Source organism: Pseudomonas rosaeacicularis (genome assembly GCF_057128745.1).
Genome location: NZ_JBSKHT010000004.1, coordinates 257506 through 273478, shown reverse-complemented (window position 1 = coordinate 273478; position 15973 = coordinate 257506). Strand labels below are relative to the sequence as shown.

At 57.4% G+C, this 15973-nt stretch carries 10 protein-coding genes; 5 read left to right on the top strand and 5 right to left on the bottom strand.

Features of this window, described 5'->3' with window-relative positions; all coding sequences use genetic code 11:
- Positions 1 to 112 precede the first annotated feature (112 nt).
- Together ACWKWM_RS07835 and ACWKWM_RS07830 are read left to right on the top strand one after the other, a co-directional pair.
- Positions 113 to 829 (top strand): response regulator transcription factor, encoded by a 717-nt coding sequence (locus tag ACWKWM_RS07835; RefSeq protein WP_483845639.1) that lies wholly within the window; start codon positions 113 to 115, stop codon positions 827 to 829.
- Positions 826 to 2325 (top strand): sensor histidine kinase, encoded by a 1500-nt coding sequence (locus ACWKWM_RS07830; protein WP_483845592.1) that lies wholly within the window; start codon positions 826 to 828, stop codon positions 2323 to 2325. The genes ACWKWM_RS07835 and ACWKWM_RS07830 overlap by 4 nt, the downstream gene beginning before the upstream one ends.
- 127 nt (positions 2326 to 2452) lie before the next feature.
- Here ACWKWM_RS07830 and ACWKWM_RS07825 read toward each other — a convergent pair whose 3' ends face one another.
- Together ACWKWM_RS07825 and ACWKWM_RS07820 are read right to left on the bottom strand one after the other, a co-directional pair.
- Positions 2453 to 3085, bottom strand: coding sequence for a response regulator (locus tag ACWKWM_RS07825; RefSeq protein WP_483845591.1), 633 nt, complete (start codon positions 3083 to 3085; stop codon positions 2453 to 2455).
- 35 nt (positions 3086 to 3120) lie between these two features.
- Positions 3121 to 4479, bottom strand: a complete 1359-nt coding sequence (locus ACWKWM_RS07820) for a cache domain-containing protein (protein ID WP_483845590.1) — start codon at positions 4477 to 4479, stop codon at positions 3121 to 3123.
- A gap of 377 nt (positions 4480 to 4856) precedes the next feature.
- On the opposite strand from ACWKWM_RS07820, the gene ACWKWM_RS07815 reads away from it, so the two are divergent.
- Both ACWKWM_RS07815 and ACWKWM_RS07810 read left to right on the top strand, forming a co-directional pair.
- Positions 4857 to 6917 (top strand): carbon starvation CstA family protein, encoded by a 2061-nt coding sequence (locus ACWKWM_RS07815; RefSeq protein ID WP_483845589.1) that lies wholly within the window; start codon positions 4857 to 4859, stop codon positions 6915 to 6917.
- Positions 6918 to 6935: 18 nt separating this feature from the next.
- Complete coding sequence (locus ACWKWM_RS07810) at positions 6936 to 7133, top strand: YbdD/YjiX family protein (protein ID WP_483845588.1); 198 nt, start codon at positions 6936 to 6938, stop codon at positions 7131 to 7133.
- A gap of 93 nt (positions 7134 to 7226) precedes the next feature.
- Here the strand turns inward: ACWKWM_RS07810 and ACWKWM_RS07805 are convergent, their stop codons facing one another.
- Genes ACWKWM_RS07805 through ACWKWM_RS07795 form a run of 3 tightly spaced genes read right to left on the bottom strand, consistent with a single transcriptional unit; the run spans position 7227 to position 14498 of the window.
- Positions 7227 to 12293, bottom strand: coding sequence for an RHS repeat domain-containing protein (locus ACWKWM_RS07805; RefSeq protein WP_483845587.1), 5067 nt, complete (start codon positions 12291 to 12293; stop codon positions 7227 to 7229).
- 47 nt (positions 12294 to 12340) lie between these two features.
- On the bottom strand, positions 12341 to 13420 hold the full coding sequence (locus ACWKWM_RS07800) for a hypothetical protein (protein WP_483845586.1): 1080 nt from the start codon (positions 13418 to 13420) through the stop codon (positions 12341 to 12343).
- Between the two features lie 31 nt (positions 13421 to 13451).
- Positions 13452 to 14498 carry a hypothetical protein gene (locus ACWKWM_RS07795; protein WP_483845585.1) on the bottom strand — a complete coding sequence of 349 codons (1047 nt, stop codon included), beginning with the start codon at positions 14496 to 14498 and terminating at the stop codon, positions 13452 to 13454.
- Positions 14499 to 14798: 300 nt separating this feature from the next.
- Here ACWKWM_RS07795 and ACWKWM_RS07790 point away from each other — a divergent pair, with 300 nt between their 5' ends.
- Entirely contained in the window at positions 14799 to 15671 is an 873-nt protein-coding gene (locus ACWKWM_RS07790; RefSeq protein ID WP_483845584.1) for a helix-turn-helix domain-containing protein, read from the top strand.
- Positions 15672 to 15973: the final 302 nt, after the last annotated feature.

Sequence of the window (15973 nt, the reverse complement as noted above, 5' to 3'; positions counted from 1 at the left end):
CTGCTCCCGAAATCCTCACGCAGAGTTAAACAATTCGTGATAACTCAATGCCGCCAAACGCTGCACAATGACGACATCGCGCAACTCCGGCGCCCAGCAGGTTCAGCACTCGATGGAACAGCCCAAACGCGTTCTGGTGGTCGAAGACGACAGTCATATCGCCGACCTCATTTGTCTGCATTTGCGAGACGAGCACTTTGAAGTAGTGCACAGCGCCGACGGTGAAAAGGGCCTGCGCCTGCTGGAGCAGGGCGGTTGGGACGCGCTGATTCTCGATCTGATGCTGCCCGGCGTCGACGGCCTGGAAATCTGCCGTCGGGCCCGCGCCATGACCCGCTATACACCGATCATCATCACCAGCGCGCGCTCCAGCGAGATGCACCGGATTCTCGGCCTTGAACTGGGGGCCGACGATTACCTGGCCAAGCCGTTTTCGATGATGGAACTGGTGGCACGGGTCAAAGCCTTGTTGCGTCGGGTTGATGCCATGGCGCGCAACCTGAAAATGGATTCGGGCAGCCTCTCCAGCGCCGGATTGTTTATCGATCCGCTGACTCGCGAAGCCTCGCTGGAGGGCGGTCAGCTGGACCTCACGCCACGGGAATTCGACCTGCTGTACTTCTTCGCTCGTCAGCCGGGCAAGGTGTTTTCGCGCCTGGATCTGCTCAATTCGGTGTGGGGATACAACCACGAAGGTTACGAGCACACGGTCAACACTCACATCAATCGTCTGCGGGCCAAGATCGAAGCCGATCCCGCGCAGCCGCTGAGGATTCTGACGGTCTGGGGCCGCGGCTATAAGTTCGTCGCGCCGGGAGAGCCCACGTGAGAATGTCTTTGACGCAACGGCTTTCGCTGGTGTTCGCGGTGTTGCTGCTGGTGTGCAGCGGCACCTCGGTGTGGTTGCAAGTGCGCTCCAGCAAAATGCACGAGCTGGAAGTGGTGCAGGGTTTGTCCCGGGACTTGGCGCAGCACATCGCCCACGACACGCAACTGATGGACGCCAACGGGCTCAAGCCTGAGGCGGTACGGCAACTGTTCGGGCAGTTGATGCTGGTCAATCCCAGCGTCGAGGTTTATCTGCTGGATGTGAACGGCAAGGTCATTGGCGATGCCGCGCCCAAGGACCGGATGCTGCGTCAGCAGATCGATCTAGGCCCGGTGCAGCGCCTGCTGGCGGGTGATCCGCTGCCGATTCTGGGTGACGACCCGCGCAGTGCCCAAGGCCGCAAAGTGTTCAGTGCCGCGCCCTTGATGGTGGCGGGGCAACCGGCGGGGTTTCTGTACGTAGTGCTGCTGGGCGAGGCCCATGATCAGTTCGCCGAGCGTGGTGCCACCAGCGAAGCGCTGAAAACTGCGCTGTGGTCGATTGGGCTGGTGGCGTTGTTGTGCCTTGTGGCGGGGCTTGCAGCGTTCGGCCTGATCACGCGGCCATTGCGGCGGCTGACCGATTCGGTCGGCCGGTTCGATATCAATGCCGCCCCGGTTGCACTGCCCGCGCCGAACGCCGCCACTGCATCGGATCAGGCCAATCAGGACGAAATCAGCGTGCTGGATGCCACGTTCCGGCAGATGCAGGCGCGGCTGAGCGAGCAGTGGCGCACCCTGACCCGGCAAAGCCAGGACCGCCGCGAACTGGTGGCCAATATTTCTCATGACCTGCGTACGCCACTGGCATCGTTGCACGGCTATCTGGAAGTGCTCTCGGTGAAGGACGCGAGCCTGAGCCCGGAAGAGCGTCGACGCTACCTTGGCGTCGCGCTGGACCAGAGCCGCAAGGTCGGCGGCCTTGCGCAATCGCTGCTGGAACTGGTGCGTCTGGAGCACGGTTTTGTGGTGCCGGTGATCGAGCGCTTTTCGCTGACCGATCTGGTGCAGGACATTTTCCAGAAGTTCGAACTGAGCGCAGAAGCCAAGGCCATTACGCTGACACCTGATTTTGCGACCAGAGTCCCCGGCGTGCACGCGGACCTGGGCTTGATCGAGCGGGTGCTGACTAACTTGCTGGACAACGCGCTGCGTCATACGCCCCGGGGCGGTGAAGTGAAGATCACCCTGGCGCCGCAAGGGCAGTTCGTGGACGTGACGGTGAGTGACAGCGGGCCGGGAATTGCGCCTGAGTTGCGCGACGGTCTGTTTCTGCGGCCATTCAATATCGGCGGCGCGCGCCGTGATGGCGGGTTGGGTCTGCGCATCGTGCATCAGATTTTGCAATTGCATGGGCATCGGGTGGATCTGCTGGACGTCGCGGGGCAGGGTGCGACGTTCCGGTTTGCATTGCCGGTTGATCAGCAGACGGCGGAACAGCGATTGCCTGTTTCCTGATCGGAGATGATCCATCTGTAGGAGCGAATTTATTCGCGAGGCAATGGATCAGACGCAACAGAAGGATTGATCCTGCCGGCGTCTCGCGAATAAATTCGCTCCTACAGTGTTTTCGTTATCCAGAGCATCACGGCAACAACAACCCATGCTCCATCGCGTACTTCACCAGCCCCGCCGGTTTATCCACTTTCAATTTACGCCGAATGCTCAAGCGATGGGTCTCGACCGTGCGCACGCTGATGGCCAGATCCCGGGCGATGGTTTTGTTGTCCAGCCCCTTGGCCAGGCCCACCAGCACCTGTACTTCACGTGGCGTCAGCTCGTTTTCTTCAGTCTTTTTGGACACCAGTTTCAACGTCACTTCGGCGCTGTAGAACGTCCCGCCGGTAGCAATGGCCTCAATGGCGGCGACGATTTCCCGTGACGGCGCGTTCTTCAGCACATAGCCACTGGCGCCGGCGCGGATCGACGTGGCGACGTACTCCTGATTGTCGTACATGCTCAGGATCAGAATCTTGATCGCCGGACAGCGGCTGCGCACGAGTTGGGTCAGCTCCAGGCCGTTCATGTCCTGCAAACCGATGTCCACCAGCAGAATGTCCGGCTTGACCTCTTCGCACAGCTTCAATCCCTGAGCTGCGTTTTCCGCCTCGCCCACCACTTCAAATTGCGGCCGGGCGGAGAGCAGGGCGCGCACGCCGTCGCGCACCAGAGAATGATCGTCAACCAGGGCGATGCGGATCGGTAGGGACTGGCTCATGTTCGCAACGTCATTCCTGGCTGAAAAAGAAGGGTTCAAGCGATGGCTCGAATCGGCATGGTCACGGTCATTTCGCTGCGACCGGGCACCGAAAATAGCGCCAGTTGGCCCTGGAAGTGTTCGACGCGCTCGCGGATATTACGCAAACCGATGCCGCCTTGTATCTCCTGCAATCGGCCGACATCGACTTTAAAGCCCACCCCGTCGTCGCGCACCGACAACTGCACCTGCCGCTGATTGCCATCCAGGTGGATGTAGACGTTTTTGGCGTGGGCGTGGCGTTCGATGTTGGTCAGCGCTTCCTGCAGGATACGGAACAGTGCAACCGGCGCGCCTTCCTGAAGCTTGAGATTGCCCAGGTTGTGCTGGTAATGAATCGACAGGCCGCTTCGCTGTTCGAACTCGGTCACCAACTGGGTGACAGCCGCAGCCAGGCCAAGGGTGTCGAGCAGGGAGGGGCGCAGGTCATGGGAAATGGTGCGGATTTCACCGATGGCGTCGCCCAGCCGGTCGGTGCCCTGACGCAGCGCGTCCATGCCGCGTTCGTTACCGGCTTCCAGTTGCAGGCAGGCCAGCTCGAACTGAAATTTGATCGACACCAACACCTGACTGATGCCGTCGTGCAGTTCCCGGGACAGCCGCGAACGCTCCTCTTCCTGCAGGTTGATGATGCGCTGGTTGAGCAATTGCAATTTGCGGTCGGCCAGCCGGTGCTCGCTGGCATTGAGCGTTACACCGCAGATGAACACCAGCAACACCGCGACCAGTGCCACGGCGCCGATGTCGAACATGGTCGCGTAAATGCCCTGAGCGACTTCCTTGCGCGCCTGCTGGGTCGCGCGTTCGACGTCTTCCAGATAGATGCCGGTGCCAAGCATCCAGCCCCAGCGGTCAAGCATCACCACTCGCGCCAGTTTGCCGGTGACTTGTCCGGTGGAGGGTTTTTCCCAGGCGTAATGCTGAAAGCCGTCGCCGCTTTCTGCGCTGGTCAGCAGCGCGCGGATCACCAGCAGGCCTTGGGGGTCGGTCATGTTCCACAGGTCCTTGCCCACCAACGCGGCTTGGCGCGGGTGCATCAGGTTGCGGCCGTTGCGGTCGTAGACGAAGAAATAACCGTCGATGCCAAAGCTCAGTTTCGACAGTTCTTCGAGGACTTGCTGCTTGGTTTGCTCGTCGTCGCGGCCGCTTTCATAGATCGGGGTGAGGGCGCTCATGGCCATTTCGACGTAGTTTTTCAGCTCCGCGCGTTTGCTCGCCAGAATGCTGTCTTCGATTAACTGCGCCTGCTGCTCGCCCAGACGCTGGTTCTGCACGATGACCAGCGCGCAGATCACCGACACCGCAAGGATCAACGGCAAAATGCCCAGAGCGACAATCTTGTGTTTGAGTTGCATGGAGAGAGGTCCCGCAAGCGCGTGTTGTTTGGGCGGTATTAGACACGTAACGCCGGCTGACGGCGAGGGCGCTGCTTGCCGCAACACATGTAGGAGCGTGGCTTGTCCCGCGATCTGGCGCGAAGCGGCAGCGAATTCGGTGGATAAGTTATTTCAAATAGACCGTGTTGACAGAATTACGGCGGGTTCCCGCCGATCGCGGGACAAGCCACGCTCCTACAGATGAGTTTGCCGCTGCGTAGTACTACGCAGTCACTACCGTAGTAATACCAATTTCTCTTGCTGACAGCAGCGCGGATAGTGGCGACGCTCCGTTACCGCGGGGACAACAATAACAATTACGCCACGAGCCAACAGGCTTGGGCAGGAGACCCACAATGACCCGACTGACCAAACACCTGGGTTGGTTCGCCGTCGCTGCCCTCGGGGCATGCGCCTTGGGTGTCGTCGCGCTGCGCCGCGGCGAAGCCATTAACGCGCTCTGGATTGTCGTCGCCGCCGTCGCGATTTATCTGGTTGCGTACCGCTATTACAGCCTGTTCATCGCCAACCACGTCATGCAGCTTGATCCGACTCGGGCCACCCCGGCGGTCGTCAACAATGACGGTCTGGATTACGTTCCGACCAACAAACACATTCTCTTCGGTCACCACTTCGCCGCCATCGCGGGCGCTGGCCCTCTGGTCGGCCCGGTGCTGGCCGCGCAAATGGGTTATTTGCCCGGCACGCTCTGGCTGATCGCCGGTGTGGTGCTTGCAGGCGCGGTGCAGGATTTCATGATCCTGTTCCTCTCAACCCGCCGCAACGGTCGCTCCCTGGGCGACATGGTGCGTGAGGAAATGGGCCGCATCCCCGGCACCATCGCCTTGTTCGGCTGCTTTCTGATCATGATCATCATCCTTGCGGTGCTGGCGCTGATCGTGGTCAAGGCCCTGGCCGAGAGCCCTTGGGGCATGTTCACGGTCATGGCGACCATCCCGATCGCGATGTTCATGGGCGTGTACATGCGCTACATCCGTCCAGGCCGTATTGGTGAAATCTCCATCGTCGGCGTGGTGTTGCTGCTGGGTTCGATCTGGTTGGGCGGGCAAATCGCTGCAAGTCCTGCCTGGGCGCCAATGTTCACCTTCACCGGCGTGCAGATCACCTGGATGCTCGTGGGTTATGGCTTCGTCGCCGCCATGCTGCCGGTCTGGCTGCTGCTGGCGCCTCGTGACTACCTTTCTACGTTCTTGAAGATCGGCACCATCGTTGCCCTGGCAATCGGCATCCTGATCCTTGCGCCTGAATTGAGAATGCCTGCGCTGACCCAATTCACCGACGGCACTGGCCCGGTGTGGAAGGGCGCGCTGTTCCCGTTCCTGTTTATCACCATCGCTTGCGGCGCAGTTTCCGGCTTCCACGCGCTGATCTCGTCGGGCACCACGCCCAAGTTGCTGGACAACGAAAAGAACGCCCGTTACATCGGTTACGGCGGCATGTTGATGGAATCGTTCGTCGCCATCATGGCCATGGTTGCGGCCTCGGTGATCGATCCGGGCGTCTACTTCGCCATGAACAGCCCGGCTGCCGTGGTCGGCGGTGACGTAGTGACGGTTGCGCAGACCATCTCCAGTTGGGGCTTTGCCATCACGCCGGAAACCCTGACCGCTGTGGCCAAGGATATCGGGGAAAACACCGTGCTGGCTCGTGCCGGTGGTGCCCCAACATTGGCGGTCGGTATCGCGCAGATCCTGCACCAGGTGCTGCCGGGCCAGAACACCATGGCGTTCTGGTACCACTTCGCGATCCTGTTTGAAGCGCTGTTTATCCTGACTGCTGTTGACGCAGGCACCCGCGCCGGTCGTTTCATGCTGCAGGACTTGCTCGGCAGTTTCGTCCCGGCTCTCAAGCGCACTGAGTCCTGGACCGCCAACATCATCGGTACCGGTGGCTGCGTCGCGCTTTGGGGTTACTTGCTGTATCAGGGCGTGATCGATCCGCTGGGTGGCATCAACACCTTGTGGCCGCTGTTCGGTATCTCTAATCAGATGCTGGCCGGGATCGCGCTGATGCTGGCGACCGTCGTGCTGATCAAAATGAAGCGCCAGCAGTACGTGTGGGTGACCATCCTGCCGGCCTCTTGGCTGCTGATTTGCACCGTAACTGCAGGCTTCATCAAGCTGTTCGACCCGAGCCCGGCGGTTGGCTTTCTGGCGCTGGCGAAAAAATACAGCACTGCCGCCGATGCCGGTCAGATCATCGCCCCGGCCAAGACGGTCGAGCAGATGCAGCATGTGATCTTCAACGCGTACACCAATGCCACGTTGACCATTCTGTTCCTGTTCGTGGTGCTGAGCATTCTGTTCTACGCGGTCAAGGTTGGTCGCGCAGCGTGGATCAAGAAAGAACGCTCGGACAAGGAATCGCCGTTTCAGCCATTCCCTGAAACCCATTGATCGAGCGGAGCACTGCGTATGTTCAATGACCTGAGCAAGCTGGGCAAATACTTGGGTCAGGCCGCGCGCCTGATGGTGGGTATGCCCGACTACGACAACTACGTTGAACATATGCACAAGACCCACCCGGACAAGCCGGTGATGAGCTACGAGATGTTCTTTCGGGAGCGTCAGGATGCGCGGTATGGCGGGAAGGCTGGGCCTAAGTGTTGTTGATCGATAGATCGGTTTGAACGAAAACGCCACGCTGAGTCGTGGCGTTTTTTTATTTCCGGTCGGCTCACTGTTTACCGTTCGATATTTTATCGATCACTGCGGAAAGTATGTCTTCATTGCCCCAATGGACATATTTGGGATGCCCTGGAGGTACATTTTTAGTCGAACGAAAGGGTTGGTTCGCACGGTCTTCAGAAGATTGTTGTTGAGAATATTGCGCTCCGATACGCTTAAAAGACGCATGAGATGAGGCGAGCGAATACTCACAACATGGTCGAATCCCACGACTGGGCGTTGCAAGACGTTCGCAGTTTTCTGAGCTGCTCCCGATCGCCCACCCCAGCAGGCTATCAAGATAATCGGCTTGTCAGCAGGATAAGCAGTCGGCATAGCGTCGATCAGTGGTTTGATATCTTTCAGGGCCACTTGCGTCGCTGAGCTCATCTTGCCCTCAGTATTCATAAGACTTCCGAAAATACTACCGTGTGTTTCATATGCAACGATCCCCTTATTCCAAATGTTGTCGTGAAACACGACATCGTGATCGCCGGGAAATTCTTCGAAAAGCGTTCTGCCTTTCACTCGCTCTGATGGACCTTTTATCCTCGTCGACCCACGGCCCGGCGCCCTCGACGCTCGTACCGCTGCTTTTGTAGCAATCCCGGAGCCCAACCTCGTCACCGCCGACGCAACCCCTGTCCCTAACGAAACCCACCCCAGAATACCGGCTGCTTTTTCATCTCCTCCGGTAGCTTCCAGTGTCATCGCCGCCACGCCGGTGGCCAACGACACCGCCGCAAACCCTGCTGAGGTAATTGCCATTGCACCGCCAAGCGTCAAGGCGCCCATCCCCCCGGCCCATAACGCAGCGAGGGCAGGTGCAGCAGTGCCGAACGAGGCGACGGTACCGGCGATCGCCAGCGCGGTACCGACACCTGCCACCAGCCATTTCCACCACGCGTGACCATTAGGGTCGATATTGTTGACCGGGTCGCCCGCGCAATAGGCATACGGGTTCAATCCGCCGTCGCCAAAAGGGCTTTCGCTGTCGGGGCTTAAAAAACTCATCAGCACAGGGTCATAAGGACGATAGCTGCCGGGTAGGTACCAGCCAGTCAATTCGTCTTGCCGTTCCTCCGCAAAACCGGGTTGGCCCTGCATCGCATCGCCGCTTCTGAAGCCATGGGGCGAGTAAGTAGCCATGCGCGCAGAATCGTCGACCTCAAGGCGCACCGACCCTTGTGCGTCTGCACCCAGGAGCATGACGCTGGTGGTGGCCTTTACAGTTTCTGCGCGGTTGAGAACGCCCTGATGTACCGCCTCGGAAAGCTTACTGATGGCCAACACCGTACGCCCCGCGCTCAGGTAACCGCGCCATCCCTCGGCGTCTCGCTCGTTGGCAACCGTATCGGCCCGATAAAAAAGCCGCCGCTTTTTACTGTCCAGAATGACTTCGCCCAGTTGGCCGAGCGGGTCGTACCGATATTCAGCGGTTCGAACACCTTCAGTCACACTCACCAGACGATTTTGTGCATCCCATGTCAGCACCCGGCCAAGACCGTCGCGGGTCACATTTCCATGGGCGTCGTAGGAGGGCTCGATCAGTTTTGGCCAACTGGCATGGGTGTGGGTGACTTGTTTTATCTGAGTGGGATCGGCATCGCTGTAGGTGAATACGGCGTCGTCTTGCGTCCCGTCGGTATAAACGCTGACGACCTTCTGGTAGCCGTCTAGGGCATTGAGGGTATACGCCTGACTGCGCAGCACATTGCCGAAAGGGTCGGCACTGGAGTTGGGGCCTTCGGTGGTGTAGGTCAGCAGTCGGCCGCGGGTGTCGTAGGCGTAGGTCTCGTGACTGAGGAGCAAGGCGCCCGATCGCCATATCCGCGATTGCACCTGATCACGTGCCGTATACGTGAGTTCCTGCGACCAGGGTTGATCTGCCTCGGAGGAGGACATCGTGCGGGTGATCTCCCGGCCCAGCGGGTCATAGTCCAGCGTCTGAGTCAAACTGCGGTTTTGTGTGAGGTCACGAGTGACTATTCTTTTTGGCCGGGAAAAGCTGTCGTAAGCAAAGGTGACGGCGAGCGATTCAGTCGATTGACCAACCAGGCGGCCGATGGCGTCGTACTCCAGTGCGTGCACGATTCCCGCGAAATCCGTAACGCTCAATGGCAAACCTCCCAGGGAATAAAGCCATTCGCTGGAATGGGTTTCTCCGTCAACGGTCCACACTTGCGACTCGAGCTTTCCGGCTGGGGAGTAGGTCCAGGCCATCTCGCCTAAATCTCCGGTCGCTGTCAGCAGCTGGGCATCACGCGCTGTGTAGGTGAATTCGGACTGCCCGGTGCCGTCGTTAATCCCGGTCACCTGATTGTTCAGGAGCTTCTGATACTGGTACTCGATTGAATCGCCCCGCGCAGTGGTACTCGAAACGGGGGGGATTTGTCCTGCTGTATACAGCTCAAGCTGTTGCCTGCCGCCGACCTCAATGCTGCGGTCGCGCCCCAGCCCGTCATAGGTCTTCCTGCCAAGGGCAAATTTGGTGCCTTGCGGTGTCACCACGTCCACGGACTCACGATGGTCGTCGTCACTGTGAGCGGCATACGACCAGTTCACGACTGTGTTGTCAGGCAGGGTTTTACTGCTGACCCGCCCCTGCAAGTCGTAAAGGGTGCGAGTGATGATGGGGTCCGCCAGCGGCACGATGTCGGATTGAGTGATCACCCGGTTCAGCCCGTCTCGTGAAACATCCTGCGCGAACGTCAGACCGCCGTTAGGGTGCAGATGCTCGGACCTTATGACACTGCCCCATTGGTTCAAAAACGTGACGACTTCCAGGCTCTTGCTGTTATCGATGCTCTGAGTCCACTGCCGGCCCTTGAGCGTGACGGGGTCATAAAGGCTGTATTGCGTGGTGCCATCGGGACGGTAAGTGATGGAGCGATTACCCCAGCCGTCGTACTCGTAGCGGGTTGTAAGGCTGATTGGCTCGGCCTGCATCGGCAGCCAGTCCTGAGAGGTTTCCTGCTCGACCTGTCCCAAGGCGTTGTAACCAGTGCTGAGGATTTCCCGGAAGGTGCCCGGCGCGTTATCCAGGTCCTCGACCTCGATGCGCAGCGTGCGCCCGTCGCCATCCAGATGCAGGCGCTTGCGCACGCCGCGAACATCGGTTTCTTCGACCTCTACATTGAGCGCCCGGGTGCTTCCCGTTAATTGGTAACGGCAGGTCATGGTCACGGTGAAATCGGTATCGGGCGCGATTGTTTTACTGACAATGCGGCCCAGCACATCGTGTGTGTACTGCTCGACGACGCCATCATGATCCTGCTCCATCACCGTCAGGCCGGTGAGCACAGAACGAGCGGAGACCTCGATGGCGGTGTTCTCTTCATCGTTCTCAAAGCCGGTAACCGTCGTACGCATGATCAGTTGGTTGTCCGCCAGCTCATAGCGATAGCCGGTAGTGGTGCTGATGCCGTTGAGGGTCGACACGCTGGTCAAGGGCCGCCCGTGATGCTCACCGCCATCCTGAATGAAGGTTTGAGTCGTGGAGCCAATCATCGCGAGGCCCGTCGGCGTGGATTCGCCCATGAGCTCTTCTGCAACCACCACATGTGCGGCAAAGCCAGGGATCCGCGAGGGCAGTAATGCATAACGATAGGTCGTGACCAACGTAGCGGCCCCGCCCGTGGTGCCATCCTGCAGTAAGGCAGGCTGAACTTTGTACTCACGCGTCCAGCGGGTGAAGCCCAACGGATCGGCGGGACACTCGGGGCCTGTGTAGTCGGCGGGGTAATACTCGCGCGTCTCGACGATGCCGCTTGTGTCACGGAAGTAAAGAATATTGCCAGCCTCGTCGTAACGCGTTTCGGTCTGTTCCTGTCGCGGCGGCTGTGAAGGCTGGGCTGTGTCCGCGTACTCGGTGGTCACTTTCCAGGGCAGCTGGCACCAAGGCGGTTGTGCTCGCCACGGCTGGATGGGGTCTTCGTCATACTCGGTGAACACGCTGGTGGATTTGCCCTGGTATGAGGTGATGTGTGCTGTCTGAAGGTGGAAACGGTTCCATGTCTGTACCACAGAGCCTCGATCCAAGCCGTTTTCGTCGAACAACATTTCCCTGACGCTATAGGAATAGGCGTTTGTTGCTTGATAGAGGTTGTCTCTACCGTCTTCCCAACCTCCCGGTAATTCGGCGCCCCTGCCGAGGAAATTACGATCGCCGACCCATTCGTATCGTTTGGTCAGAAAGGGCAGGTCGTCGTTGGCAATGTGGCGCCAGGTGGTCACGCGCGGCAAAAACGCCAGTGGTGCGCCCGGCGGCAGCCTATGACCATTGGCTCCGGATGCATATAGCACGGTGTCGAGGCTACCAAGTGGATGTTGTATTTGGTTGGGGAAAAGCAGTCCGTCGATCTCGTCGTAGCCAAATACCCAACGACTTTGCTCTTCATCGGGCAGGACTACTTGCGTTAAACGATCGTCCGCGACGGTGATTCTGATGGTGGTTCCCTGATTTGACTCCGGATTGGACTGCAGTTGTATTTCGGTCGCCGACACCGGGCGGATCGTCAGTAAGGTTCTGCTTTCGTCTCTCACCTCCCAAAGTCTTGAGACATTGACGACGCCTGACGGACGCCACTCAAGGAACACACACCGGCCTTCGGGTGAGCAGATCTGTTCAGGCTTGGCGACGCCGGTTTGTTCCTGCATTCGCAGAATCTCGATAACGCCTGACTTGTACTCGATGTGGAAGTCCGCCCCTCGACAGACCACCCGGAAGCTCAGCAACTTGCGGTCGAAAAACACCAGCTCACCTCCGTCGGTAAAGTCGGACTGGTCCATATCGATGGCGTATTGAGCGCCATCCGACAGACGTAACGCTTTCCGGCCCCGGTCCAGTTCCGATAACGTGAGGCTCCAGCCCCGACCAAATCCCTGGCTGGTGGCCGATGCCAGAGAACTGAACGCTAGACTCGCCGAGACTATCGGGCCAGCAAGGTCATTACCGGTAGAAATCGGCAGCTCCAACGCTAGGGTGAACTGGCCGGTGCGGGCGTCCACTCCCGTGCTTACATGGCTGAAGAAGTTGCCCGCTTGGGAATAGAGGCCGTTGCCGTTTTGCAGGCGGGTTAGGTCGAAGGCTTGGGTTTCAGACATGTCAGGGCCAGCTCCTGTATCTTCGTTGTAGGTATTTATTCGAAGGGTTAATCAGTTAAGTAAATGGTATTTCCATCTCCAGATCTGAAACGAATAATGCTCTCGTTGCCGTAGTTGTCTATTGTCGTAGCTTGGCCGTCGCCACCCCAAGCGGTGGCCGTGCATTCTTTTATTTCGTAAACCCGAATCAATGATGCACGCCCCAAACTCCATCCCTGATTGACTTCGATGTCAGCATATACCCAGGAAAACTGGGAATGGACATGCCTCACAGTTGTATTTCCTGGAGGGGGTGCACACAGGAAGTAGCCTTTTCTAGAGGCAGGCTTATATCGGGCGTACACCTCCCCCCATACTACCATTGTGTAAGTAATTCTCCTGATCTGATAGTTGTGGTCTGTGAGATAGTATTCATACAAGTCGACGTCGAGATATTCGGCGCTTGAATAATCAGTACGTGTCAATGTGAAATCCGAGGCTGAATAGTTTCGAGGTGGCACAGGATTAATAGTCAACGAGCTGTTAAATGCTCCACCGTCCGCTCCGCCACCGGGAGCGGCATCGCTGCTACATGTGTGAATGACACCACCGATGGGTGACGGCAAGCTAGCGCCGATGCGCATGGCATTGACGTTTTTGGTCGATAAGTAAAGAAAGAACGTCTGGTCCTGAATGGTGTCCTCTTCAGAGGGCGATGGCGACACGCGAGTAAAAGGGGTAGTAGTGATCGAGTAGTTTGTTGAAGGTGTCGGTATTACGGATAATTCGTCTTCGTTAATTGTTTCTAGGTGGTCAATTTTTATGGTTGAAGACTTCGCGCTTTCGGGATAGTAGTCAAATTCCGCAGATCGATAGAGTCTGACCTCCGTATTAATGAGGCGTGTGCGGGTATAATATTCCACGAGATTAATATTCTTTAGGTCGGCCTCAGGTATCTCAACCAGTTCATTGTTGGCGTCGCGCGCCGCAATAACGATCTGTACAGGCACCTGTTGGTGGCCGTTGCGGAAAACATGAGCGAGAGTGTTGTCGGTGGTACGGCCCAGGTACATAACCTGGAACTTACTCAAATGGGTCCATTGAGCACGAATTTTAGATTCGACCAGTGGATGTGTTTTCTTCTTCATAATATTTGCTCCCTTGTTTGTTTTGATTTGACTAACTAGCGTCTGATATTTCCAGGTTGGTTCGGCCTTCCAGGCCCGTCGGGAGTTTGAACTTTATCTTGAAAAGATGGGGGTTGCCTTGATAATCCACGGCCGTGATCGTGCAGGGACCATTTTGGGTGTTGGCGCTTTCGCTGTGATAGGGAATGAATAAAGAGCCTTGCAGCAGTACAACAATTTTGTCTGAGTTTGGCGAACTGACGTTATCAGCGCGTTCATTCGCTACGAAATAGTCGCCCGTCACAATGGCGGGGTTGTGTTTAAAATTAGCTTCCTTTGGCCCGGCAAAAGCGACGTAGGAAGCTTTGGTTTCGTCAGGGGCTTTATCTTGCCATTGAATCATTCCGGATGGAGACATTGTCGCGGAGTACAGCTTCACTCCGAACGGAAAAATAACCCACTCGTATATGAATATCCCTGAACTTTCGCTGCCCGATATTAATGTCCGGTTGATAGAGTAATCGGCAGGCGCTGAATATTGAGGAATGGGGACGGCTACTAACGTGATATCTGTGACAAATTCAAAATTGGTTTCATAAACCTCGCCGGAACCTTTGGTGATTTGTGCCCAGAGTTGTTTGGTTGTGCCCCCCGATGCTGAGGTCATGGCGTAGAATTTTCTTTCAAGCAGCGGATTGGCTTGGTAGTCATTGTCGGATGACGATGTTGCACTCTTTGCCACTGCGTGCAAGTCGAGGGGTGGGGAAGTAATCGATGCGTAATAGTCGTATTCATTTTTTTCAGTCGATACCCACCAATTTCCTGTGGAAGCCTCTGTTTCCAGAGCAATAAAGGCGCCCGCAGCATTCCTTTCCACGACGCGGAGGCTTTCGAGTTCATCTTCCGTTATTTCTTTTGATTCTCGCGCCTTTACGGTTATGGTGATTTCTACCTGCTGTTTATCATTGGCGTATTGATGATCGCTGGCCGAAGTCAGCTGGATGCGAAAATCGGTAAGCCAGTTTGTTGGGAATGGGTCTAAGGGGTCTGGTATTTGTCTGAAAAATAAGTTTTTGTACAGTTTTGTCAGCCATTTCATAGCGTCTTCCCTGTGCCTCGTCAATCGTCCGTGATGGCAGCATGAATATTGAAAATTCAAACCTTGTATTTAGACTAGCCGCGGAATGCATCAATTTCAGGCATCGTTTAGTTTTTTTCAAAGTAAGGAGCCAGACGCTTATCGCGAAGTAGGCCACTGATTCAGTATCGCTACTAGCGTGATCGCTCCGACGCTTTCTGGGACTGCAGTGGCGGCGTGTTGGGCTAGAATCGCAGCCGCTTTTCACTTAATTACCTGCCGGACCTCGTACCGGACAATGGACCGACCCTGGACCCCGCCTTGAACGCACCCTTGATTACCCAGCTCAGCCGCGACAGCATCACCGCGACGCGGGCAACCCACGCGACGCCTGATCCAGCGCGGGTGATCGATATCCCATGCGCGGACGCGTTTTCGATCATCGTGCAGCTGGAAGATTTCGCCGATCACCGGCTATGGCGGGGGCGGCGTCTTAGCTACAGCGGCGGGTATCAGCAGGGCAGTGTCTCGCTGCCGTTCATGGGAGACGAGTTACGCTGCCAGCATCGTTCGGCCTACGACAACCTTCGCGTGAACATCCCCCGGCAGACGCTGGACCAGCTGCAGGCCGAGAATGGCGGGGCGAAGGTCGATATGTTCCGCTACGAGCAAGGGGGCAGCCAAGATCCGGTGCTCTATCACCTGGCGCAGGCACTGCTGCCTGCGCTGCAGCGTCCGGATATGGCCAACCGTTTGTTTATCGATCACGTGCTGTTGGCGATGTTCGGCCACGCGCTGCAGCACTATGGTCGGGTTCGGCCAGCGTCGGGCAAGCCTTGTGCCAGCCTCACGCCTGTTCAATTGCGTCTGGCTCAGGAACTGATAGCCAGCCAGTTAGGCAACGACCTGTCGGTGGAGCGCATCGCTCAGGAGTGCTCACTCTCGCGCAGTCACTTTTCCCGAGCGTTCAAACAAGCCACCGGCGTTGCGCCGCACACCTGGTTGCTGCACATGCGTGTCGAGCGGGCCAAGGGCATGTTGCTGGAACAGCCCGTCATCCCGATGGCGCGCATCGCGCAGGAGTGCGGTTTTGCGGACCAACCTCATCTCACCCGAGTGTTTTCCCGTCTTGTCGGCCAAACGCCCAGCGTCTGGCGCAGCCGCCAGCAACGGCTGGTGTTCCTGCCTGTCTGAAGCGCTGTGTGGACGGTCGGCATTGATGTTTGCGGCACTGCCCGTCCAGTGAAGTCCAGTTTTAAGAAGTTAACCGTTGCGACAACTTTTGATGACGCACTAGAGCATTCTTCGCAATTAACGTGGGAACGCGGCTTGTTTGCAACTCACCAAATTGAAGTAGCGCTGTTCCGGTTCACGCCAGGCGAGCTGTCGTCTTAATGCCCTCATTCGAAAAACTACCCCAACAGATAATATCGAGTGGCGTGGTTAGCTGATTAGATACCCGTTCGAAATAGACGACTCTCCCCAATGACGAATGC

Bases quoted from the DNA above. Each gene is read 5' to 3' on its own strand.
- ACWKWM_RS07835 (WP_483845639.1), top strand. From the start codon at position 113: ATGGAACAGCCCAAACGCGTTCTGGTGGTCGAAGACGACAGTCATATC.
- ACWKWM_RS07805 (WP_483845587.1), bottom strand. From the start codon at position 12,293: ATGTCTGAAACCCAAGCCTTCGACCTAACCCGCCTGCAAAACGGCAAC.
- ACWKWM_RS07795 (WP_483845585.1), bottom strand. From the start codon at position 14,498: ATGAAATGGCTGACAAAACTGTACAAAAACTTATTTTTCAGACAAATA.
- ACWKWM_RS07815 (WP_483845589.1), top strand. From the start codon at position 4,857: ATGACCCGACTGACCAAACACCTGGGTTGGTTCGCCGTCGCTGCCCTC.
- ACWKWM_RS07820 (WP_483845590.1), bottom strand. From the start codon at position 4,479: ATGCAACTCAAACACAAGATTGTCGCTCTGGGCATTTTGCCGTTGATC.
- ACWKWM_RS07810 (WP_483845588.1), top strand. From the start codon at position 6,936: ATGTTCAATGACCTGAGCAAGCTGGGCAAATACTTGGGTCAGGCCGCG.
- ACWKWM_RS07825 (WP_483845591.1), bottom strand. From the start codon at position 3,085: ATGAGCCAGTCCCTACCGATCCGCATCGCCCTGGTTGACGATCATTCT.
- ACWKWM_RS07800 (WP_483845586.1), bottom strand. From the start codon at position 13,420: ATGAAGAAGAAAACACATCCACTGGTCGAATCTAAAATTCGTGCTCAA.